The 18,810-nt window shown below is 44.2% G+C and carries 21 protein-coding genes and 6 pseudogenes; 9 read left to right on the forward strand and 18 right to left on the reverse strand.

Annotated features, from left to right (window positions below; genetic code table 11):
• Nucleotides 1-297 precede the first annotated feature (297 nt).
• The gene (locus TSUB_RS08425; protein ID WP_087025346.1) at nt 298-993 is read right to left on the reverse strand and encodes an SDR family NAD(P)-dependent oxidoreductase; all 696 of its coding nucleotides are present in this window, start codon (nt 991-993) and stop codon (nt 298-300) included.
• A gap of 380 nt (nt 994-1,373) precedes the next feature.
• Here TSUB_RS08425 and TSUB_RS08430 point away from each other — a divergent pair, with 380 nt between their 5' ends.
• Both TSUB_RS08430 and TSUB_RS08435 read left to right on the forward strand, forming a co-directional pair.
• Nucleotides 1,374-1,658, forward strand: coding sequence for a type II toxin-antitoxin system TacA family antitoxin (locus tag TSUB_RS08430; RefSeq protein ID WP_087025350.1), 285 nt, complete (start codon nt 1,374-1,376; stop codon nt 1,656-1,658).
• Nucleotides 1,655-1,933: a type II toxin-antitoxin system RelE/ParE family toxin gene (locus TSUB_RS08435; protein ID WP_087025353.1), complete on the forward strand. Its 279-nt coding sequence runs from the start codon at nt 1,655-1,657 to the stop codon at nt 1,931-1,933. Before TSUB_RS08430 ends, TSUB_RS08435 begins: the two co-directional genes overlap by 4 nt.
• A gap of 99 nt (nt 1,934-2,032) precedes the next feature.
• Here TSUB_RS08435 and TSUB_RS08440 read toward each other — a convergent pair whose 3' ends face one another.
• From TSUB_RS08440 to TSUB_RS08455, 4 genes are all read right to left on the reverse strand, one after another.
• A complete protein-coding gene (locus tag TSUB_RS08440) occupies nt 2,033-2,488 on the reverse strand; it encodes a macro domain-containing protein (protein WP_087025356.1) in 456 nt (151 codons plus the stop codon).
• A 362-nt stretch (nt 2,489-2,850) separates the two neighbouring features.
• Nucleotides 2,851-3,177, reverse strand: a complete 327-nt coding sequence (locus tag TSUB_RS08445) for a DUF2834 domain-containing protein (RefSeq protein ID WP_087025360.1) — start codon at nt 3,175-3,177, stop codon at nt 2,851-2,853.
• A gap of 170 nt (nt 3,178-3,347) precedes the next feature.
• Complete coding sequence (locus TSUB_RS08450) at nt 3,348-3,668, reverse strand: hypothetical protein (RefSeq protein ID WP_087025363.1); 321 nt, start codon at nt 3,666-3,668, stop codon at nt 3,348-3,350.
• 501 nt (nt 3,669-4,169) lie between these two features.
• Nucleotides 4,170-4,664: a hypothetical protein gene (locus tag TSUB_RS08455; protein WP_246616337.1), complete on the reverse strand. Its 495-nt coding sequence runs from the start codon at nt 4,662-4,664 to the stop codon at nt 4,170-4,172.
• Between the two features lie 264 nt (nt 4,665-4,928).
• Here TSUB_RS08455 and TSUB_RS25025 point away from each other — a divergent pair.
• A pseudogene (locus TSUB_RS25025) lies at nt 4,929-5,128 on the forward strand (IS110 family transposase); the annotation flags it as partial.
• Nucleotides 5,129-5,171: 43 nt separating this feature from the next.
• On the opposite strand, the gene TSUB_RS08460 reads toward TSUB_RS25025, so the two are convergent.
• Together TSUB_RS08460 and TSUB_RS08465 are read right to left on the reverse strand one after the other, a co-directional pair.
• Nucleotides 5,172-5,474: a type II toxin-antitoxin system RelE/ParE family toxin gene (locus TSUB_RS08460; RefSeq protein WP_087025372.1), complete on the reverse strand. Its 303-nt coding sequence runs from the start codon at nt 5,472-5,474 to the stop codon at nt 5,172-5,174.
• Nucleotides 5,462-5,719: a type II toxin-antitoxin system Phd/YefM family antitoxin gene (locus tag TSUB_RS08465; RefSeq protein WP_087025375.1), complete on the reverse strand. Its 258-nt coding sequence runs from the start codon at nt 5,717-5,719 to the stop codon at nt 5,462-5,464. Before TSUB_RS08465 ends, TSUB_RS08460 begins: the two co-directional genes overlap by 13 nt.
• 357 nt (nt 5,720-6,076) lie before the next feature.
• Between TSUB_RS08465 and TSUB_RS08470 the strand changes: the two are divergent.
• Nucleotides 6,077-6,277: pseudogene (locus TSUB_RS08470) on the forward strand (IS110 family transposase); the annotation flags it as partial.
• Between the two features lie 22 nt (nt 6,278-6,299).
• Here the strand turns inward: TSUB_RS08470 and TSUB_RS08475 are convergent.
• Complete coding sequence (locus TSUB_RS08475; protein ID WP_087025378.1) at nt 6,300-6,632, reverse strand: hypothetical protein; 333 nt, start codon at nt 6,630-6,632, stop codon at nt 6,300-6,302.
• A 296-nt stretch (nt 6,633-6,928) separates the two neighbouring features.
• A pseudogene (locus tag TSUB_RS08480) lies at nt 6,929-8,031 on the reverse strand (ISAs1 family transposase).
• A gap of 102 nt (nt 8,032-8,133) precedes the next feature.
• On the opposite strand from TSUB_RS08480, the pseudogene TSUB_RS08485 reads away from it, so the two are divergent.
• A pseudogene (locus tag TSUB_RS08485) lies at nt 8,134-8,334 on the forward strand (IS110 family transposase); the annotation flags it as partial.
• 379 nt (nt 8,335-8,713) lie between these two features.
• Nucleotides 8,714-9,532: pseudogene (locus TSUB_RS08490) on the forward strand (IS110 family RNA-guided transposase); the annotation flags it as partial.
• Nucleotides 9,533-9,731: 199 nt separating this feature from the next.
• On the opposite strand, the gene TSUB_RS25265 reads toward TSUB_RS08490, so the two are convergent.
• The 3 genes from TSUB_RS25265 to TSUB_RS08505 all read right to left on the reverse strand — a co-directional run bounded on the left by TSUB_RS25265 (nt 9,732) and on the right by TSUB_RS08505 (nt 10,824).
• Nucleotides 9,732-10,118: an integrase core domain-containing protein gene (locus TSUB_RS25265; RefSeq protein WP_414718326.1), complete on the reverse strand. Its 387-nt coding sequence runs from the start codon at nt 10,116-10,118 to the stop codon at nt 9,732-9,734.
• 60 nt (nt 10,119-10,178) lie between these two features.
• A complete protein-coding gene (locus TSUB_RS08500; protein ID WP_159064854.1) occupies nt 10,179-10,514 on the reverse strand; it encodes a transposase in 336 nt (111 codons plus the stop codon).
• A gap of 82 nt (nt 10,515-10,596) precedes the next feature.
• Complete coding sequence (locus TSUB_RS08505; protein WP_087018764.1) at nt 10,597-10,824, reverse strand: hypothetical protein; 228 nt, start codon at nt 10,822-10,824, stop codon at nt 10,597-10,599.
• Nucleotides 10,825-10,915: 91 nt separating this feature from the next.
• On the opposite strand from TSUB_RS08505, the pseudogene TSUB_RS08510 reads away from it, so the two are divergent.
• Nucleotides 10,916-11,083, forward strand: a pseudogene (locus TSUB_RS08510) (IS110 family transposase); the annotation flags it as partial.
• A gap of 269 nt (nt 11,084-11,352) precedes the next feature.
• Here TSUB_RS08510 and TSUB_RS08515 read toward each other — a convergent pair.
• The 3 genes from TSUB_RS08515 to TSUB_RS08525 all read right to left on the reverse strand — a co-directional run bounded on the left by TSUB_RS08515 (nt 11,353) and on the right by TSUB_RS08525 (nt 13,241).
• Nucleotides 11,353-11,673: a hypothetical protein gene (locus TSUB_RS08515; RefSeq protein ID WP_087018766.1), complete on the reverse strand. Its 321-nt coding sequence runs from the start codon at nt 11,671-11,673 to the stop codon at nt 11,353-11,355.
• A gap of 128 nt (nt 11,674-11,801) precedes the next feature.
• Nucleotides 11,802-12,422 (reverse strand): toll/interleukin-1 receptor domain-containing protein, encoded by a 621-nt coding sequence (locus TSUB_RS08520; protein ID WP_221274509.1) that lies wholly within the window; start codon nt 12,420-12,422, stop codon nt 11,802-11,804.
• A 336-nt stretch (nt 12,423-12,758) separates the two neighbouring features.
• Nucleotides 12,759-13,241: a hypothetical protein gene (locus TSUB_RS08525; protein WP_013571667.1), complete on the reverse strand. Its 483-nt coding sequence runs from the start codon at nt 13,239-13,241 to the stop codon at nt 12,759-12,761.
• Nucleotides 13,242-13,682: 441 nt separating this feature from the next.
• Between TSUB_RS08525 and TSUB_RS25270 the strand changes: the two genes are divergently transcribed.
• On the forward strand, nt 13,683-13,826 hold the full coding sequence (locus TSUB_RS25270) for a hypothetical protein (protein WP_246616452.1): 144 nt from the start codon (nt 13,683-13,685) through the stop codon (nt 13,824-13,826).
• Nucleotides 13,827-14,115: 289 nt separating this feature from the next.
• Here TSUB_RS25270 and metE read toward each other — a convergent pair whose 3' ends face one another.
• The gene (metE, locus tag TSUB_RS08535) at nt 14,116-16,374 is read right to left on the reverse strand and encodes a 5-methyltetrahydropteroyltriglutamate--homocysteine S-methyltransferase (RefSeq protein WP_087025791.1); all 2,259 of its coding nucleotides are present in this window, start codon (nt 16,372-16,374) and stop codon (nt 14,116-14,118) included.
• A 105-nt stretch (nt 16,375-16,479) separates the two neighbouring features.
• Between metE and TSUB_RS08540 the strand changes: the two genes are divergently transcribed.
• Nucleotides 16,480-17,391 carry a LysR substrate-binding domain-containing protein gene (locus TSUB_RS08540; RefSeq protein ID WP_087025789.1) on the forward strand — a complete coding sequence of 304 codons (912 nt, stop codon included), beginning with the start codon at nt 16,480-16,482 and terminating at the stop codon, nt 17,389-17,391.
• A 104-nt stretch (nt 17,392-17,495) separates the two neighbouring features.
• On the opposite strand, the gene TSUB_RS08545 is transcribed toward TSUB_RS08540, so the two are convergent.
• Together TSUB_RS08545 and TSUB_RS08550 are read right to left on the reverse strand one after the other, a co-directional pair.
• Nucleotides 17,496-17,684 carry a DUF4250 domain-containing protein gene (locus TSUB_RS08545; RefSeq protein WP_087025786.1) on the reverse strand — a complete coding sequence of 63 codons (189 nt, stop codon included), beginning with the start codon at nt 17,682-17,684 and terminating at the stop codon, nt 17,496-17,498.
• A gap of 316 nt (nt 17,685-18,000) precedes the next feature.
• Nucleotides 18,001-18,666, reverse strand: coding sequence for a hypothetical protein (locus TSUB_RS08550; RefSeq protein ID WP_087025784.1), 666 nt, complete (start codon nt 18,664-18,666; stop codon nt 18,001-18,003).
• Between the last annotated feature and the right edge of the window lie 144 nt (nt 18,667-18,810).

The raw sequence follows: 18,810 nt of genomic DNA on the forward strand, positions 1-18,810 counted from the left end.
GTCCTTATTCCACTAGCCCTTGCAATGAAATGCTTCTTGCCGAATCAGCAAAGTACACAACACTTTAAAACAAAACCGCTGAGCTTATCGGGTGTGTTGACGCGCTTGTTATGAGCGATACTCAGCATTTCGATACAGTTTAACTAATCTTACTCTTGGTAGACACTTAACTTCTGGCGCACTATCAACGAATTACGACATAGATGAGGCATCAGAGCGACTTATAGATAGCGTTAAGTCGGATGAAAACATCACTTTAAACTCACCATTGACGGCTTAGTTGTTTGTTAAATTGCTTTACCAAGGAAGCAAACCCGTTTCTACACTTACGTAGTCACGATTTTTTAATTGCTTGCTTTCTACCAAATGGAAAATTCGACCAGCTGATTCTTTTGGTGACATGTGAGCATCATTTGAACCCATAGTGGTCAATAGTCTACCTGGATGTATTGCGACCACTTTTATGCCTTTGTCTTCGAGATCGTCAGCAAGGCACAGAGTCAGCATATTTTGTGCTGCTTTACTTATGCGATATGAATATGAACACCCTGATCCTTTCGCAGCCAATTCAGACTGCATCTTAAGTGATCCTCTCCGAGAACTAATGTTTATGATTAATGCCTCTTCTGAAAGCAGCAGTGAGTTCAAACTACCTTTCACAGTAGACAAAACAGCAACACAGTTAGTCTCAAATTCTTTTCGCAGATGTTCAGGAAGAGTAAGTTCTAACGTTGGCGCATTTGTACCCGAACCCGCGTTATTTACAACCAAGTCAAGAGGCACGAGTTCCAACCACTCACTTAACTTTGACGCATAGCTATCACATGTCACATCGCTGATTAAGAATTCAGCGTTCGGGAAAGTCGTTGCCAATTCAGACTTAGCGGCGTTAGTGCGCACAACCAAGTATAAACCGTAGCCATGCTTATCAAACTCATGAGCTAGAGCTAGTCCTAATCCACGATTTGCTCCTGTAATTAGTACGTTTTTCATATCGCTCCATGGCAATTTAACACCCCGTATTACTGGGGTAGTTTACCGCGTCCAGCTACAAGCGCTTGTTTTGCTTGTCGCATAATGTGATCTCCACTGGCACTGCAACTCAAATCATGAGCCCCTGTTCTTTTGAGGCACTGACCCTGATAAACTTTACCTAAGTTTTCACGCCATCCATGAATGAGGAGCAATTCCCCTTCATAAGTCCTTATCACGTGCTAAGTGACTCACTTCCTTAGCTACACGGCAGTCATGGGTGCTACTCGCGAGAGAGCGATAAAACGGAGCAAATCCAGAGTCTGCTTGATTTGCTTATGAGTTGCCCATCTTAAAAGCCAGTGCTAACATTTGTACACACAACACCAAGGGAGCACGACATGGACACTAGAATTCAATTTCGTGTTGATGAAGAAACAAAGCGCCTAGCTCAACAGATGGCTGAGAGCCAAGGTCGCACGCTAAGTGATGCTTGCCGTGAACTGACAGAGCAACTCGCAGAACAACAAAAAAAGGCACTATCTCACGATGCATGGCTAACTGAACAAGTAAACCTAGCATTTGAGAAGCTTGACTCAGGAAAATCCGTTTTCATTGAACACCAAACTGCGAAATCTCGAATGGAAGAGCGCAAAGCCAGAATCCGTAATCGAGGGAAGGAATGATTTTGTGGGAAGAAGAGTCACTCAATGATCGTGAAAAGATCTTCGAGTTTCTCTATGACTTCAACCCTGATGCGGCAGAGAAAACTGACAATCTCATTGAAGCAAAAGTAGAAAACTTGCTTGAGCAACCTCTAATGGGAGTGCAACGAGATAGCAATCGCGGACGATTACTTATCATTCCTGAGATTGCGATGATCGTATCTTACTGGGTTGAAGGCGATATCATCCGTATTATGCGTGTGCTCCACCAGAAACAGAAATTCCCTAGGAATTGATTAGCCTCCCTCTGAGCATAAATGCCGTGCACAGTGGCTGGCGAGACTGGCGATTTGGTGCGAACAACTCAAAAAGTAGTAAGTTTAACAATCCGTTTGTTATGACAGGAACTTAACAAGTGTATGATTCTCGCCTTTGAGTTCTTTGTTTATGATGCTAGAGATGACGTCCCAATCACCACCGGCTAAGCCTGCTCCAATTAAAGGATACCCAATTCTCTTCCCGGGAAAGTCGTTCTTAATTTGGACGAATACACTTTGAATGGCTTCATAGTCTGCCTTAACGCCCTTACCTCTCCAATGAAACTGAGTGTACGCGTTGACTATGGTAAAACTGGCATCTAGTTGAGATACGTTAGCACTCGAATAAGAGCCAAGCTTTTCTCGAGAGCCTTTCTCTGTTGCTAAGTCCGCTTCATAAGCTTCTGGGAACAGCTTCTTTATCGACAAAGCTATGCCTTTACCCATCTGACATTGGCAATTACATCCATGAACGATTACATCAAAGTGGCCTTCAAGTGCCATCTGAATTAAATCACCTTCTACTTCTTTCATTTGCTATTCCTCTGAAACCATAACGAATGACATGGGTTCTGTCAGCTTCCCCCTCATAAAGTTCAGCCACACTTAAGTGATCATTGAGAGTAGATGATGGAGGTAACCCTATCTCATTCCATCTGTTATTATGCTCTTGACCTTGCTAAACACCAGTTCAATTTACACGCCATTGATGAACAAAGTACAAATCTTATTTACAAGTCCGTATCACGTGCTAAGTGACTCACAACCATAGCAAATATGCACTCGATACGTATAGAAGGAAAAGCTTGCCGTGGCACATGCTATTCGAGAGAAAACCTACAAGATCATTGAGACATGTCCAATGAAGCGCATCAAGTCCAGAGGCACTCAAAAATTTATTGTTCTGGCAGTGACTGAAGGGACTGCTTTTCTTTGAAATAGAGATATATTGGCAGCCCAAACGATACACCAACCGACAAAGTTCCCAACACCGCAAAATATCGATACTTTACTTTATGTTTTTGTCCATCCACTAAGATAAAGCCTATCAGAGCAATCGCACCAATCAACACGTCAAGCCAAGCCATTATACTAATGGGATTTGCCACCGCTTCACTGAACAAAAGACTGATATTTAAGCCATTAGTAACTAGCCATGGAACCAAAGCGCCATAAGGCAACAATACTCCTAACAAAGTAAGAACGAGATAAAACCTTACCATTTCGCCATCCGTGCAATTTCATGTAGTCAGCCTTAACGCTGAGCCAACGTGTCAATAATATAATTCATTCTCTCGCATAATACCGCGGTTAACGGGCTGAAACGTTCGCTAAAATTTGTGAAGCAAGGCGAAACCCAGCCAACGTTTTAAACGCTCATCAAACCGCCTGGTTATGTGTACCTATCGGCAATCTCACTTATGTAAGTTTGCAAGCTTTCTACGCTTTCAAAAATTATACTGACAGGGAACTTACTGGGCTGTTGATCAATCCTTCCATTCCAAGTTAAATGTACACAGGCAAACCGACCGTCACAGAGCTTAACAACCACATCGTCACTTGCGTCAGATTTTGCAATCACAGCCGGCTTCAGCCCCCACAATGGGTGCAGATGTCCAATCTCACACCCTAGCTCCTTTTGAATGCCTGCCTTAATCAGCTCACTTTCAGCTAAACTCCACCAAGGCTCCATCCATTTGATAGTCTGATTCATACTCTAGCTCTAACACACATATAACGCCCGCAACTAGCGAATCTCCCCAGAATCCCTTTTCTAAACAAAGAGAAAGACTCACACCGTATCTTTTGATCCAAGAAGTCTCGCCCAAATACATTTCAACAACAGGAGTTGCCAATGCGCGTGCAGCGACGCTTTACGAGCGAGCCTTCGAGCACTCGCCATATAACTCGCCCAAAACCCATCAATATTTTCTTGATAAACTACAGTCACTTTTACCTGACGGCATGGCACCCATTGTCGTTTCAGACACATGTTTTCGAAACACATGATTCCACGAGGTACAAAAGCACTTCATTTTAGTCAGTTTGCGAAATACCAAAAAGAGCCTGAGATTCCCAACCCCATTTCTTTTACCAACGAAACAAGACCTTTTAAACTTCCTTTTTCGACTGATGTAAGTACCATCCAATCCCCTAGCACCGCCTTAATTGATAAACAATGCCAATAACTAATCATTGAGGCCATAGTCGTTTGTTAGACATTGGCGATACGAGTGCTCCTCGCTTCTCTTCTTGGGTCATGCGGATAACAGTTGGCATGTAACAAAGCTATATGCCTCTTGCCAAGGTCATCCTCGATAATACATTCCATTTTGCAGGGATTACCTAATGCACTTCGCCAATAATGATCATAATGCTCATTGGTCACATCAAACTCAATTCTTACGTGAACTGCCCGAAGCCAGTTTGGCCGAAGTTCCCTTTTAGCAACTAATTTCTGGAGCATCTCCGAGTAATGCTTAACCATCAGTTCAAAAGATGGATCATATGGCGCTATCGTTTGAGATAAGAGATCAATTGAAACTACTTTAGACTCGAACAAATCAACATGCTTGTGTAGCTTACCGATTCCCCAGTAACCATCAACATCATTGTTTCTACTACAAAATGAACCGATGATACCGCTCGCGATACTTCCTAGTTCCCGCCTGCATCCCATAATGTCTCGTAAACTCCTAACGAATGACATGGATTCCCCCTCATGAAGATCTACCACACTTAAGTGGCCGCTGAGAGAGTACTGGAGATAACCCTGTCTCATTCCATCTGTTATTGCAGTGTGACCTTGCTACACACCATTTCAGTTTGCACGCCATTGACGAACGGTGAGCCACCCTTCTTCACAAGTCCACATCACGTGCTAAGTGATTCACAACCATAGCAAATATACCCCCCATGCGTATAGGGCTTGCAGCGGTGTACATTATTGAGCTAGAGAGCTCAAAATACAGATCAAGTACGAACCGTGCTCGACATTGCAATGATGTCTGCCACGCAATGTAATCCTGTTTTCAAAGCTACTTATACTCGCTTATTCGACGCTGGAAAACGTAAAGAGTTGTCATTATTGCGTGTGCCAGAAAGAAAATCCTGACCCTAAATTCGATACCTAGAGATGGCGTCGTGTGGAATGAAAATATCGCTAAAAACTAACTGTTGACGCAATAGTCGTTTATTAATCGATCATTCGCAAAGGTTACTGCTTACTCAACAGGAACTTACGCAAATCTCTCTCAACACGCATAACAAACAGAATAAGCACCTTGTCACCGTATTGCTTATAGAAAACACGACATGGATTAACGACAACTTCACGATAAGTTAAATGTTCTAGCTCAGGTGGAATACGACCTGACTCTGGGAAAGTTTGTAGACGTTCGACTTTGGAGAAGATCGTTTGTACTAACTGCTTTGCAGCAGCAATATTTCCAAGTGCGATGTATTCTGCGATATCGTTGAGGTCAGATAACGCTGGTTCAGTCCAGATTATTTCAGCCATTTTGACATTCTGTCTTTGGCTTCATCATGGCTTACCACTTTACCGTCAGCTAGTGCGCGTTCACCTCGTGCGATCCCCTCAAGAATAGCCAAACGATTTTGCATAAATTCGTAATCATCAACATCAACGAGATACGCGGATGGCTTACCATGCTCAGTAATTAACACTGGTTCTTTGGTGTCGTGGAGATCAGCGAGAATCTTGGTCGCTTGGCGTTTAAGTGATGTAACTAGTTCTACTTTCATGAGAGCTGCTCCAAAGGAATACTAAAAGTGATACTATTCTATCACTTTTAGTATAGCAAGCTCCGTAAAGGCTAACGAATGACATAGATTCCCCCTCATGAAGAGCTACCACACTTAAGTGATCGCTGTTAGAGTACTGGAGGCAACCATGTCACATTCCTTCTATTATTGCGGTGTTGACCTTGCCAAACACCCTTTTAGTTTGCACGCGGTTGACGAACGAGGAGTCACGCTTCTTCACAAGTTAGTTTCGCATGCTAAGTGACTCACAACCATAGCAAATATGCCGCCTGTGCGTATAGAGTTAGAAGTTTGCAACGGCGGAGATTATTGGATGAAATAGTTCAACAAGCAGCGCAAATACGAACCGTTTTATACATGGCGATGATGTCAGCCATGCAATGTAACCCTGTTTTCAAAACCACGTATTCACGACTTTTAGAAGCTGGGAAACCTAAGAAAGTGACTATCATTACCTGCGTTCGCAAGATGGTTGTAATACTGAATTCAATGTTACGAGATGGCGTCATGTGGGATGAAAATTTAGCCAAAATTTAGCTATTGACGCCATAGTCGTTTGTTAGGTGTATGCCTCCGAGACTTCTGAAACTGAAAAGCTCATAGCCAAAAAGGAAATCCCTGAGTCAGACTCATAGTTATGAACCTCTATTTGAGCATGTGCCCATTGACGGCCACTGATATCTATAATCGCTGTACCACCAAGATATCCACTGAAGCCTTTTTCAATTTCTAAGTTAGACACACCTTCAAACTTGAAGCTTTTGAAAATGCCATTCCTGTCGTGAGATACCAGTTCAATTGACCTCAGCGTAGAGTCCCAAGGGTCGACATTATACTTAAACTCAACCAAATCATTATTTGCAAAGTCTGCAAAAATCACTTTCTCTGACAATTTGACCTCCTGACACCTAACGAATGACATGGATTCCCCCTCATAAAGATCTGCCACACTTAGGTGATCGCTGTGAGAGCACTGAAGGTAACCATGTCACATTCCATCTGTTATTGTAGTGTGGCCTTGCTAAATACCACTTCAGTTTACACGTCATTGATGAACGGGGTACCACCCTTCTTCGCAAGCCCATATCACGTGCTAAGTGATTCACAACCCAAGTAAATTTGCCACTTATACGTATAGGGCGCACCGCAGCTTATATTATTGCAGGGCAGGAGCATACTTTGATGGATTTATAACCCAAAGAAAACTCTTGCCCTATAATCGTCGTTCCAACCCGCTTTTTTCAGCTTCACTTTTTGACTCGGTGCACCACAGTCGCATTGCTTGAGCATATTCATCACAAAACGTCTGAATAACGCAATGTTTTCAACCGCACCATCTAAAGTGATACGAGAGCTATCTTCTTTAAAAACAACATCTAAAACATAGTGTTGACTGTTCTCTATCCGCCAATGCTGGCGAATATAGTGGCCCAGTAGTTTGTGATTCGGCGATAAAGAACTTATGTAGTATGAGGTATCTACAGTGCCTTTACCGTTGATCACACGATGGCGTTCCACTGCTATAATGCTTCTTACCGTCGGCCACTTCTCCGACAGGTCGGCAGGCAATTTGGCCTTTAGCTGAAACACGTATCGCTCCTCGCTGCGTCCATGTTTTTTCTCTTTGATTTCAGTGACTATTTTCTCCTTGCCTGCATCAAAAACTGCTTGGAACTGCGCCACAACAGCCGCTCTAAGCTTAGGCTGATTATTCTTAACCTGGACAACAACATGGGCTTGCTTTTCTTTGATTTTCTCTAATGTTTCACGCTGACAATGCAGTGCATCAACCGTGACAACGCTACCCTTTACATTAATAACATCAAGCATTTGGCGGACAATGCTTATCTCACCATTTTAGTCTCAGTCGGCTTTTGACTCAGAACGAGACCACGCTCGGTGTCGTACGCCGTGACCAACTGCAATGCTGTTTTTCTATCGTTACGATAGGAGCCTCGAAGTACTTTTCCGTCAAAGGCGATAATGGGGCTGCTGTCCTGACCAGTTCGTTGTTCGTTTATCCAAAGAGCTAAAGCCTCAAGCAAAGATTCGGCAACAACGGAACGCAAGATACGAGCTATCGTGTGTCTGCGAGGGATACCATGTTCGAATGGTCTGTATTTTCTTAGCCAGTCGAGCTTTTCTTCTCCATAAAATTCAATGTCTTGCCAGCCTTCGCATCCTGATGCAATGGCACTAATCACAAGGAACATCACGTCGATGATATCGTGCTTCTGGTTGATGTTCGACCGAGTATCTTCTACAACAGATAAGTGTTCAATAAGGTTCACAATTGCTATATTTCAGAGGGTTTGGCGCAATTAGATCACATTAGCTATCAAAGTGCGATCCCGCCCTGTATATTATTGAACAAGAGAGTTCAAAAAACAGCTCAAGTAAGAACCGTTTTATACATGGCGATGGTGTCAGCCACGCAATGTAACCCTGTTTTCAAAACCACGTATTCACAACTTTTAGAAGCTGGGAAACCTAAGAGAGTGGCTTTAATTGCCTGCGTTCGCAAGATGGTTGTAATACTGAATTCAATGTTACGAGACGGCGTCATGTGGGATGAAAATACAGCCAAGATCTAGCTGTTGACACCATAGTCGTTTGTTATATGGTGTTTTTATCAAACCTTACGCACGTTGTAACTAAACCATCTGAGCTATCCTGGTAAACCATTATCAACTTCCCAGATGGTTCAAAGTGAAATTCATACTCTGAATAAACAAATATCAACGGCACTTTCCTTTTACCAAAATATCCTCCCAAGCTATCTGCAGGCCCAAGTTTTTCAACAACAGACAGCTTTGTGTCTTGACCGCAAAGAGTAACCTCGCTTTGACAGCCTTTGTGTTTAAATAAAATACTCTGAATCATTTTTCTTAGCCATATAACGAATGACATGGATTCCCCCTCATGAAGATCTGCCACATTTAAGTGATCGCTGTGAGAGTACTGGAGATAACCATGTCACATTTCATCTATTATTGCGGTGTTGACCTTGCCAAACACCATTTTAGTCTGCACGTGGTTGACGAATGAGGAGTCACGCTTCTTCACAAGTCCGCATCACGTGCTAAGTGATTCACAACCATAGCAAATATGCCGCCTATGCGTATAGGACTAAAAGCTTGTAGTGGAGCGAACTTTTGTGCGAGAGAGTTTAATAAACTTGGCCATGACGCTCGCATAATGGCAGCTAAATATGTCGCTCCGTATCGAACCAAAGGCAAAAAAGATCTCAATGATGCTGTCGCTATCTGTGAAGCAGTACAACGTCCAGGGGTTCGCTTTGTGCCCCTGAGCGACAAGCTGTTTTAGCTATTCATCGCATGAGAGAGCATTGGGTTCGAGAAAGAACGGCGATGATTAACCGCATTCGTGCCTGACTTGCTGAATTCGGAATCATCATTCCAACCGGACGGACATCGGTTCAAAATCAAATCCCTCTTTGTTTAGAAGACGCTGAAAATGGGTTGCCTAGTATCGCTCGAGCAATTATTGCTGATGCATACGACCATCTTCAGGTGCTCAATCAGCACATTGATGAAACAGAGCAAAGTTTCAACCTCTTTGTCAGCGCGAGCCCCAATACCCAAAATCATGCAAGCGCGAGGGATTGGGCCTCAAACTGCAACCGCTATCATCGCTACAATTGGAAAAGATGAGCAGTTTGAAAAAAGCCGTGACTTCTCCGCATGGATTGGCCTTATCTCCAAACAATACTCAACAGGCGTCAGGCCAAGGCTCGGCCGGATGAGTAGACATGGCGACAAACACAACAGACCAAGCGGAGTATGAGCTATCGGATACAGTGGACTGTTAAGTGGTTACGGATCATCACTCTCTTGTAAAGGAGAATATAACCACTCAAATTTATTATTTACTGCCTCTTCTTCACTATCGAATTCAGTGTGATAATTATGAGTATGCGGAGCAGGAATACTAATTTCACCTTCGGAAAATCCCAACTTATCCAAGGTGATTATAAATGAATCAATATTGCCGTAAGCATAAATATAGTTGTGATTATCAAAAATAAATTGGCCTTCTCCGGAAACAGAGGAAACCCATAAGTGCTGCCTTCCGTCTCTCTCGAAATACTCTTGGTGCTCATATAAAAAAAGTTCGAGATGTTGTAGAAGTACTCGATGTACTTCCGCAGTTTGTCCCTCAAGTGCATCAAATCAGCGATAGGGGCATCTTTTATCAGTTCCCCCTTCAACGCCTTAAAGAACGATTCAACCTCTGCAATATCAGTACACTTACCAGGTCGGTTCATGCTCCGCTCAATACCGTACTTTTCCAGTAAATGTCGCACTCTGTCTACACAATGTTGACCAAGAGCGGTTAAGCCAATCGTAGTAACCACTGCGTGACACTGACAAATGCCAGCACAGCGTCTTTATCGGATACACATTGCAATAACGCTTTATGAATCGGTAGGCTTGCGCTTTTGTTCGGCTTGAAAGCGTTGCCACTTTTTTAGGATGTCGTTTTCCTCTTCAAGCTCAGCAATACGCTGTTTTAACGCCGATAATTCATCATTCGCTTTGCCGGGTTTTGTCGATTTTTTCTGTGACTTCACCATGCCAAACTCCCCCTCTCGATACGCTTTTCGCCACTTGGAAAGCATAAATGGGTGGATATCTAGCGCTTCGGCTACTGACTTTACTGTTCGGAGTGTCTCATAGCTCCACTCTACTACTTTCAACTCGAACTCTAGTGAATAATTCGCTGTTTTCTTGCCTGCTTTATAAGCGGGCACGATGACCTCCTAGGTCTGTCATGCGTGTCCGGTAAAACGGTTCAAGTCCAGGGTCAGCCTTAATAGGCTTGTTATGTGATTGTTAAGGTTCATCTCTCAGCGCATCTCTACGCTGTTGAATGAACTCTTTATAACTAATACTTGGCTCTTGATGCAATGTGCGTTCTAAAGAACAACATAGATTCCATAAAGCTCTTTGCTCGGCTTGGTCTTCAATAGTAAGCGAGTCGCTATCGCTGAAACGCCGAGTTAGTTCAAATAGAACCCAGGCTTCATCTTCAGTAAGGTTTAAAGTTACTTCCTTGCCCATTACTCTTCCTTCACATAACGAATGACATGGATTCTCCCTCATGAATATCCGCCACAATTAAGTGATCGCTTTGAGAATACTCGAGTTAACCCTGTCACATTCCATCTGTTATTGCGGTGTTGACCTTGCCAAACACCATTTTAGTTTGCACGCGGTTGACAAACGAGGAGTCACGCTTCTTCACAAGTCGGTTTCGCGCGCTAAGTTACTCACAAACATAGCAAATATGCCACCTATGCGTATAGGGCTCGAAGCTTGCAATCGCCCATACTGCCAATCTGAGTTGGAGTCAGCCGAATGGCATTAGCACAGTGCAACTGGAGGTCAACAGAGAACACGCAAACAGAAGGTAACCTATTGAAGTGACGAAGCTTATCGTCGCTTCCGGCTGCGCTCGTTTTAAATTCGGCGCAGCACGCCACATCCCTTTAAATCTATCTGAGTAATTTCCTGATATAGTGGTCCGGGCTTGTTCAACACCCGGATAAAGTGTCGGCTGCGCGACACTTATCCTTATTTGTTAGGTGATCACTCCGCGGCGAGGTATCTTAGTTCACCTTTGATTCTGGAAAAGAGAACCTCAAACTCATTGCGACTTTCTCCTAGAACATTTCGAAACTTTGCCTCAGGTAAGCTCGAAGCACCATGGAGAATTTCCCCGAAACCGTTAAAAACAGCTCTAGCCATCCGTTCAGTTCGTTGCTCTAGTTCATTAGGCCATGTCAAAATAACTTCATTTAAGTCAGCTTCCGAAATACCAAAAAGAATCCGCGATTCCCAATCCCATTGCTTCTGCCAATACAGCAAGACCTCGCGAACCCTACTTTTATCGATTGATGTAAGTTCCATTTAGTCACCTAACGCCGCATTAAGGTGTGAGCAACGCTACCACGAAACCTAACCATACCACCGAAAACACGAAACCCAACGATTGAATGAAAAATGCCAAGCGTTGGGAATCACTCTTAAATGCTTTGTTATAGCTCAAAGAACGCCCTAAAGGTTGGTATAAGCTCATTAGCAACCAGCGATGGTGTCAAGTCATTCTCTAAACGCAGATATTTTTTATTCCTAATGAAACGGGGAAGCTCGCTATGTTCAACGTCTGGGAACACAACCGAGATTGGTAGCACTTTGTCTCCCTCACTAACTCGAGACAAAAAAGATTCCATTTCTTCTTCACACCACTTAGACGATAGAAAATTCTTAGTAATGAAAAAAATAACAGCCCCAGAGTCATCAATGCCGTTCATAACAGCCTTGACTATAGATTCACCATACGAAATATCAATTTTATCATACCAAGTTGCCAGCCCATGCCTGCTCAAATAAGGAATCAAATCTTCTACAAAAGGTTTATCTTTAGAAGAGTGACTTAAAAAAACTGGCAAATCCGAACCTATTGGACCCATTGGTATTCTACTAGAAACAAACGCGCGGTCAGGGAACTCAAAAACAACATTAGCCAAATCATCCACTTCTTCTGAACTAGGCACTTCCACTGAATTAAATCTCTTCCTCATAGATAGTTCGATCATTTGACTAAAAGTAATGTCAGTTCTCAAACGCGCCCCGATTGAAGACAACTTTTCTTTCATTGATTCTATTTGTAAGTCTTCTGGTTCTTCATATCCAAGAACAATAAAAATTCTAACTGGTACACATTGTTATTTACAAACAGAGCGCACATACCTAGTTGATATGGATTTTGCCGATCAAGTAGTTGTTTTAGAATGTCTAAGGTCGGCTGTCTATCTCCATAGTCACATTGCCATACAAAATCTCTATGATTTAACACTAGTCTCTCCTTGAGCTATAACGCCGCGTTAAGTGGTGAACAACGCGACCACCAAACCTAACCCATTGTGCCGTAAACACTAAAGCTGATTCAAACCAAAAATGCCAAGTGTTGTGAATCCGCCTTAAACGCTTTGTTATAACGTTTTGTAGTACCCGTTGTGAGATAACTGCAATGTACGCAAAAGAGGGTATTGTTCCGGTATTGCAGCTTTTGCAACAATACCTCGTTCGATAACCTGTTGCCGAATTTCTGCTACAAGTTCATCTATAGAAATAATCCTTCCACCGGCAAGGAAGTCACGATCTTTAGGGTGAGAAACTAGGACTGCAATCTGTTCAATTTCAGTGTTCTCGTCTAACCAAGTAAATACCTCACTAAAAATGTACTTTTTAGCAGATGCAAACTTTTTCTTAAAACGCTCTTCTCTTTTAGCCCACGAGTGAGCATCTATTGATGGTTCAAGGTGAACAAGATGATTAGTGTGTGGATTAAATGCTATAACATCTAGCTCCATTTCCCATCCACCATGACTCAACCGCCCAACCTTTATATTTCGTTTGATTAGGTAGCCTTTCCAGTCGTAGTACTCAATGATGAGATTTTCCAAGTGTGACATTGTCTCTCCAAACGTTATAACGCTTTATATACGGAATTTTTCCGCATAATATCCCAAAATCTTTTTCCGTATAACATTCCATCTTCAGTGTGGTATATCTAACATTATTACATAAAAACAATGTGTTACAACTCATTACAACAATCGTGCTCGTCACATTATGCGGAAAAAATCCACATAACCTGCGATCTATTATTCTACACTCCTACTGTATATAACAACAGGAGCCCAACATGATTCAACGTTCTCCATTTTTACGGAAAATTGAAACTTATATGTACGCTCGCCACTATGCTAAAAGCACTGTTGACTCATACATATACTAGATTAAACACTTCATCTATTATCACAACAAACGCCACCCGAAAGACCTTGGAGGTGCAGAGGTCGAAGCGTTTTTTACTTGTCGCCCAGCTAATGTATGGCTCAGGTTTACGCCTGATGGAATGCCTCCGTTTAAGGTATGCAGACATCGACTTTGACTACCTTGCGATAAAGGTTTGGCAGGGAAAAGCTATAAAACCGCACGCTACCGCCATCGCGATGGACGTTAGTCTCCATGACGATTGGCGAGAATGCTTATAGATCAACAGATTACTATCATTCGACAATAACAAAGATTGTTATGCGTTCATACACGCATTGACTAAATTCTGTGAATCACCACGCATATGTTCGCTGGTTTGAAATAAGGATTTTGGGGAGCGCTTTTTGAATTCTGATACTGATTTGCTGCTGTATTAACGCCTAGCAGTCATCAACGAAGTCTATTGTTCCATCCGTAAACGCAACAAAGCCACTGCATGAGCACAGTGGCTTGTGATTTATCCGGCGGTTAGTCGGCCCATTTTAAAAATCGAGCCTCCTCACGCGATTAACGCAGCTGTTTCGCAGCGGTCACCAAGTTAGCTAATGCCGCTTCAGACTCCTGCCACGTGCGGGTTTTCAAGCCGCAGTCTGGGTTCACCCACAAACGTTCTGCAGGTACACGTTGCTTGGCTTTCTCAAGTAAATCTACAATTTGCTCCACGGAAGGAATGTTCGGTGAGTGGATGTCATACACACCTGGGCCAATTTCATTCGGGTAGTGGAACTCTTCAAAGGCATTGAGCAGTTCCATGTCAGAGCGTGACGTCTCAATAGTAATCACATCAGCGTCAAGTGCGGCGATAGAGTCGAGAATATCGTTAAACTCGCTATAACACATATGGGTGTGAATCTGTGTTTCTGGCACTGCGCTACCCGCAGACACTTTAAACGCATTCACTGCCCAATTAAGGTAGTGTTGCCACTGGCTGCGCTTTAACGGCAGGCCTTCACGAATGGCAGGCTCATCAATTTGAATCACATTGATCCCCGCATCCTGCAAGTCAGCGACTTCATCACGCAATGCCAAGGCAATTTGGTTTGCGATTTGCTCTCGAGTGATGTCTTCACGCGGGAATGTCCAACCAAGGATTGTAACGGGTCCTGTTAGCATCCCCTTCACTTTTCTATCGGTTAACGACTGGGCATAGCCTGACCAATCAATGGTCATGGGTGTTGGTCGTGAAATATCACCGACGACAACAGCGGGTTTCACACAGCGTGAGCCATAACTCTGCACCCAACCAAACTGAGTAACCGCAAAGCCTTCCAACAACTCAGCAAAATACTCCACCATGTCGTTTCGCTCGGCTTCACCGTGTACTAACACATCAATATCAAGGCGCTCTTGACGCTCAATGGCATCCTTAATGTGACCACGCAATGCCGTATTATAATCCGCTTCAGATAGACGCCCGGCCTTGAAGTCACGGCGTTGAACGCGAATTTCATTGGTTTGCGGGAAAGAACCGATGGTGGTGGTTGGGAACAGTGGCAAGTTAAGCGCGGCTTTTTGCGCTTTCGCTCGTGCTGGATAGTCTGCACCGCGGTCAGCCAAAGATGGCGACCAATTGGCTAAACGCGCTTGAACGTCAGCATTATTAACGGCGGTATCACTCAAGCGGGCTTTAATCGGTGCGCTATAGTCAATCACCGCTTGTTGCGCGGCTGCATCGCCTTCGAGTGCTTGAGCTAGCAAGCTGACTTCAGATAGCTTCTGTTTCGCAAACGCGAACCAGCTCTTGGTTTTCTCATCCAGCTTCTCTTCGCTATCGAGATCAAGCGGACTATGCAGTAACGAACAAGACGAACCAATCCAGAGACGATCACCAAGGTCCGCTTTCAGTGGCGCAAGGGTCTCTTGCCATTTCTGCAAGTCAGTACGCCACACATTACGACCATTAACCACACCGGCAGAAAGCACCCACTGTGACGGCAGTTTCTCAACCACAGCTTTGAGCTGTTGTGGCGCAGCAGAGAGGTCAACATGCAAGCCATCTACGGCCAGTTCAGTAATGGTATCTAGATGGTCAACCACATCATCAAAATAAGTAGTTAGCAGTACTTTGACATCGCCGCGAATCACTTGATAAGCAAGCTTAAAGCTCTCTTTCCAGGCTTTTGGCAGCTCCAAAGCAAGCGCTGGCTCATCGATTTGTACCCATTCAACGCCTAGGGCAGCCAGTTTCTGAATGATTTGTTGATAAACCGCCAGTAAGCGAGGCAACAGATCTAAACGGTCAAAACCTTCACCCTTCTCCTTACCCAACCAGAGATAAGAAACCGGGCCGAGGATCACAGGTTTCACTTTGTGACCCGCTTTTTGCGCTTCCGCAACGTCTTCAAACAGTTGATACCAGCTAAGTGAAAACTGTGTATCGGCTTCGAACTCCGGCACAATGTAGTGATAGTTGGTGTTAAACCACTTTGTCATGTCTGATGCAGCGCAACCACACTCATTTTTTGCACGACCACGCGCAATGCGGAATAAGGTATCGAGATCAGGGTTGCCTTCACCATGGCGCGATGGGATATTGCCGACTGTCAATGACGTGGTCAACACATGGTCGTACCAAGCAAAGTCTCCCGCAACTACCGTACTGAGGCCAGCCTCTGCTTGTTGCTGCCAATGGGTTTGACGTAGCCCAGCCGCGATGGCTTTCAGTTCATTTTGATCAATTTTGCCATGCCAGTAATCTTCCAGTGCAAATTTAAGTTCACGTTTCGCACCAATACGCGGGTAACCCAGAATATGTGTCGTTGCCATGATTATCTTCCTTATTTGGCCGTCTAGATGTTTACAGCTCCATAATCAAAGAGTATGGTTGATTTAACAATCTCAAATAACTCAAATGGAAGTTGAGAAAAATTCATGTTAGAACTCAAGCATCTACGTACATTAACGACGTTGCGTGAAACCGGATCACTCACCGCTACGGCGAATAGTCTCTGCCTCACGCAGTCCGCACTGTCTCATCAACTCAAAGAGCTCGAAGTGCGCCTTGGTGGTCAACTGTTCCTCAGAAAAACACGCCCAGTGAAGTTCACCGCAGAAGGTGAGATTATTTTGAAACTTGCTGATGATGTGTTGCCGTTGATGATTAAGGCCGAAAATGATTTAGCCGGGCTGAAAGAAGAGATCAATGGCCGCCTTCACATGGCTATTGATTGTCACTCCTGTTTCCAGTGGTTGATGCCTGCGCTGCAGGAGTATCGTAAGCACTGGCCGGATGTCGAGCTTGATTTTTCGTCAGGGTTTGGCTTTGATCCCTTGCCTGCATTGGGCAATGGTGAATTAGATCTCGTCATCACTTCCGATATTCAACCGCGTAACGAGATCCATTATGAGCCGTTATTCGATTTTGAGATGAAGCTCATCATGGCGACCCATCACCCGCTTGCCGCGCAAGCAGAAATTAAACCAGAAGATCTTGCTGACCAAACGCTGTTAACCTACCCCGTACCCAAATCCCGCCTTGATGTGGTGAAACACTTTCTCGTCCCCAACAATGTTGAGCCGGAAAATTGGAAGCAAGCCGATAACACCCTCATGTTGGTGCAAATGGTCTCGGCTGGATTAGGCGTCGCCGCCCTACCCAACTGGGCAATCTATGACTTCGCCCGACAAGGACTCATCGAAGCCCGACCGCTCGGGAAAGGGTTAAGCCGACGACTTTTTGCTGCGGTAAGAAACAACGAAAAAGATCGCCGTTACTTACAATCGTTCTTCGCCATCGCCAAGCAGCAGTGCCAAGGGCATTTAGAAGGGATAAAGGCGTGTTAAACAACTGAAATACCGAATAGAGAAACCGCGCTGCTTAGCGCGGTTTTTTAGTGATACCCTCTAGCAGTTTTGCTGCTTGAGGATAGATTAGTTAAGAAAATAGGTTATTTAAATTGATTGGTAATCGGGTCGTAGTGATACCCCAGATCACCCATTTTGCTGATCAAGGCTTCAACATCTAGCTCATAACGCAAAACCAACTCTTCCATGCTGTCACAATCGAGTCTTAAGCGCTCGTTGATAATCCCCAGTGCAATTCGGCTATCTAGTTGCAGTAAGTTATGTACTTCCATAACGTCTCCTCATCTTAAAACGATGTTGATAACGAAAAGCCCAAACTACCTGCGGACAACCCCACTTCGGCAATCCCTCTCTAGGAGGCAATCGCGGTTACATTGGCCATCAACCGCGCTCAATAGCTTGGCTAACTCTTTGCTCAAAGCCCCCCGATTTATGCGTCAAACGTATTTGAAAGAGAAAACCATTCCTGCACACGTTTGCCTTGATCTCGACGCACTAGCTCGCGTCTTAAGCCTGCATCTTGAGGCGGTTTGAGTCTATAAGCTTAGCTGTAACCGCGAAAAATGCCGTGAATCACCGCACACCTTGCTAGAAGGTGATAAAACTATGGTTAAGTAACGCGAACAAGATCAAGAAATTAACCGCCGAGAGCTGGCGCTTAGAAGGCGCAGTCGCTTTAAACATATGCAGCACCCATAGCAGCACGGCGATAACTAACGCTAAAAGACAGAGAAGCGCATTTGCAACCACTATCTCTTCAAGCAAAACGACCTTCCAAAACCATAGCCATAACATCATCATCACCATTGCTGACACTATACCTAGTACAGGCAATAAACGATGGAAGGCTTGCAGACGTGTTCTTGCGACGGTCATTAATAAATGCGCAAACGCCGCGCCCAGTAATGGCGTGCAAAGTGCAGAGATAAGTATGACTGGCAACGCATGACCCATTGCTACCGCAATCCAAACAGCGATAGAAGTGGCCGCCGCCAGCACAAGGAGTATTCGTGGCCCCTCGACCCGTGTTTTGCCCGTTTTAACCTGAAAGCAAAATGCCGCAATAAGGCCCATCGGAATCAGTGTCATGACACTACCCGGTATCGATAACGCAAATGGAATCAGCACCGCAGGCAGCCACTTGTGTAGTCGCCCCCGCTGTCCTGGACAGATCTCGCCCTTAAATAAACATAACGTAATGAAGTAAAGCGCCCCTACTGCCATTGGCAAAAAGAGAAGTAGCAAAGATTCCATTAAAGTAACCTAAATCTTGTTATCTATATTTTCGCTTGCGTGAGTTAGCACTCGCGCTCGCACTCAAAGTGGCGCTAATACGCTTCCGTCCGTGAAAGAACCCATCGCGTTCGGAAGTTTGTTGGTAAAAACAGCCGTTCATTG

It is taken from the genome of Thaumasiovibrio subtropicus (assembly GCF_019703835.1).
Classification (GTDB): Bacteria; Pseudomonadota; Gammaproteobacteria; order Enterobacterales; family Vibrionaceae; genus Thaumasiovibrio; species Thaumasiovibrio subtropicus.

Bases quoted from the DNA above. Each gene is read 5' to 3' on its own strand.
- TSUB_RS08445 (WP_087025360.1), bottom strand. From the start codon at position 3,177: ATGGTAAGGTTTTATCTCGTTCTTACTTTGTTAGGAGTATTGTTGCCT.
- TSUB_RS08430 (WP_087025350.1), top strand. From the start codon at position 1,374: ATGGACACTAGAATTCAATTTCGTGTTGATGAAGAAACAAAGCGCCTA.
- TSUB_RS08540 (WP_087025789.1), top strand. From the start codon at position 16,480: ATGTTAGAACTCAAGCATCTACGTACATTAACGACGTTGCGTGAAACC.
- TSUB_RS08455 (WP_246616337.1), bottom strand. From the start codon at position 4,664: ATGTCATTCGTTAGGAGTTTACGAGACATTATGGGATGCAGGCGGGAA.
- TSUB_RS08465 (WP_087025375.1), bottom strand. From the start codon at position 5,719: ATGAAAGTAGAACTAGTTACATCACTTAAACGCCAAGCGACCAAGATT.
- TSUB_RS08545 (WP_087025786.1), bottom strand. From the start codon at position 17,684: ATGGAAGTACATAACTTACTGCAACTAGATAGCCGAATTGCACTGGGG.
- TSUB_RS08460 (WP_087025372.1), bottom strand. From the start codon at position 5,474: ATGGCTGAAATAATCTGGACTGAACCAGCGTTATCTGACCTCAACGAT.
- metE (WP_087025791.1), bottom strand. From the start codon at position 16,374: ATGGCAACGACACATATTCTGGGTTACCCGCGTATTGGTGCGAAACGT.
- TSUB_RS08505 (WP_087018764.1), bottom strand. From the start codon at position 10,824: ATGGGCAAGGAAGTAACTTTAAACCTTACTGAAGATGAAGCCTGGGTT.
- TSUB_RS08425 (WP_087025346.1), bottom strand. From the start codon at position 993: ATGAAAAACGTACTAATTACAGGAGCAAATCGTGGATTAGGACTAGCT.
- TSUB_RS08550 (WP_087025784.1), bottom strand. From the start codon at position 18,666: ATGGAATCTTTGCTACTTCTCTTTTTGCCAATGGCAGTAGGGGCGCTT.
- TSUB_RS08440 (WP_087025356.1), bottom strand. From the start codon at position 2,488: ATGAAAGAAGTAGAAGGTGATTTAATTCAGATGGCACTTGAAGGCCAC.
- TSUB_RS08520 (WP_221274509.1), bottom strand. From the start codon at position 12,422: ATGAAAGAAAAGTTGTCTTCAATCGGGGCGCGTTTGAGAACTGACATT.
- TSUB_RS08515 (WP_087018766.1), bottom strand. From the start codon at position 11,673: ATGGAACTTACATCAATCGATAAAAGTAGGGTTCGCGAGGTCTTGCTG.
- TSUB_RS08435 (WP_087025353.1), top strand. From the start codon at position 1,655: ATGATTTTGTGGGAAGAAGAGTCACTCAATGATCGTGAAAAGATCTTC.
- TSUB_RS08450 (WP_087025363.1), bottom strand. From the start codon at position 3,668: ATGAATCAGACTATCAAATGGATGGAGCCTTGGTGGAGTTTAGCTGAA.
- TSUB_RS25270 (WP_246616452.1), top strand. From the start codon at position 13,683: ATGGAATGCCTCCGTTTAAGGTATGCAGACATCGACTTTGACTACCTT.
- TSUB_RS08525 (WP_013571667.1), bottom strand. From the start codon at position 13,241: ATGTCACACTTGGAAAATCTCATCATTGAGTACTACGACTGGAAAGGC.